The sequence below is a fragment of the Streptomyces humidus genome, assembly GCF_014649655.1.
Taxonomy (GTDB): Bacteria; Actinomycetota; Actinomycetes; order Streptomycetales; family Streptomycetaceae; genus Streptomyces; species Streptomyces humidus.
Map to the genome: position 1 here is coordinate 1 of NZ_BMTL01000125.1, position 1,572 is coordinate 1,572.

The window sequence follows — 1,572 nt, forward strand, 5'->3', positions numbered from 1 at the left end:
GGGCATAGCGGCAGGGCCTCTTGGTAGCTCGGGGTTGCGATCCCAACCGAGCAGTACCAGGAGGCCCTGTTGTCGCAGTCTGTCGCGCTTGCGTCCGTGGAGTCCAACGCGCCGTCTCCTGCGTGTGACTGTCTCGCGCACAGGTTCGGCAACGCGGCGGACGGACCGGACCGCGTGCGGTGTTACGGCTCCGACCTGACGGAGGCGGAGTGGCAGGTCCTCCGGCCGTTGCTGCCGGTTCCCGCGTGGCTTCAGGGGCGGGGCGGACGGCCGGAGGGCTATTGCCACCGCGTCATGCTGGACGCCGTCCGCTATGTCGTCGACAACGGCGTCAAGTGGGTCAACCTGCCCTGTGACTTCCCGCCGTACCGGCGGGTGCACGCGTTCGCCCGCCGCTGGCAGGTGACGGGCTTGCTCGCCGAGCTCCACGACCGGCTGCGCGACAAAGTGCGCCAGAAGGACGGCCGTGATGTGGACCCGACGGCCGCCGTCGTGGACTCGCAGTCAGTGCGGGCAGCGGCGAACATCCCGCGCTTCACGTCCGGCTGGGACGGCGGCAAGAGGGTGGGCGGGCGCAAGCGGCACCTGGTGGTGGACTGCCTCGGCCTGGTCCTGGCCGTCGCGGTGACCGCAGCGAACGTGCAGGACCGGGACGCCGCGGTGCCTCTGCTGGAGCGGCTGCGCAGGCTGTACTTCTCCGTCCGGCTCGTCTGGGCGGACGGCGGCTATGCGGGGCGCCTGGTCGACTGGGCGGCTGAGAACCTCCACCTCACGCTTGAGATCGTCAAACGCTCGGACGACACCACGGGGTTCGTGGTGCTGCCGCGCAGGTGGGTGGTGGAAAGAACGCTGAGCTGGCTGATGCGCTCGCGTCGCCTGGTGCGTGACTACGAAACGCTGCCCGCCATGCACGAGGCCATGGTGCTGTGGTCCATGACCATGCTCATGAGCAGCCGCCTGGCCGGGCGCCGCCCCGGCGCCTTCAGCCGGCCGTCGTCCCGAGCGGAGTGAACACCCCTGGCCGTGTCTGGAGTGCCCACCCTCGTTCCACCAGGCGTTTCGCCTTCGACCGCAGCCCCTCTACCTTCGCCGGGACCGCCTGAAGGCCCAGGGCCGCGGCCATCTGCTGGCACCGCATTCCTTCCTGGCCCGCAGCCGACTCCAGCACGGACATGATCCGCCGGTAGTCCGCAGGCAGGACCGACGCCGTCATCCCCTCGGCCCGTCGCGGCACCGCCGACCCCGCCACCGCGCTCCCCACCCGCTCCACGACCGCGGACGGCGGCTCGGCCAGCACCTCGGCCACCGTCACACGGGCATCCGCAAGACGCTGAAGTGCGCGTTCTGCCTCGCCGAGGGCGGCCTGCACCCGCTCGGCCTCCTCCCGCAACCGCGCGACCTCTTCCCGGACCTTCTTCTCCCGGGCCTCCAGCAGACCGAGCACCGACGGCACCAGCCACCTCCGCAAGCGAGACGAACGGACGAACCACGCCCATCTCTCCCGCCGCCAGCCGGAATTCATGCCCACCCAGCCCGAACCAAACGATCACGTTCGGAAAGCGGATGGCGTCT

General features: G+C 70.5%; 2 protein-coding genes. One reads left to right on the forward strand and one right to left on the reverse strand.

Features of this window, described 5'->3' with window-relative positions; all coding sequences use genetic code 11:
* Positions 1 to 69: 69 nt before the first annotated feature.
* Complete coding sequence (locus IE239_RS41355; RefSeq protein WP_229878826.1) at positions 70 to 1,011, forward strand: IS5 family transposase; 942 nt, start codon at positions 70 to 72, stop codon at positions 1,009 to 1,011.
* Here IE239_RS41355 and IE239_RS41360 read toward each other — a convergent pair.
* Positions 983 to 1,453: a hypothetical protein gene (locus IE239_RS41360; protein WP_190154589.1), complete on the reverse strand. Its 471-nt coding sequence runs from the start codon at positions 1,451 to 1,453 to the stop codon at positions 983 to 985. The genes IE239_RS41355 and IE239_RS41360 overlap by 29 nt on opposite strands.
* Between the last annotated feature and the right edge of the window lie 119 nt (positions 1,454 to 1,572).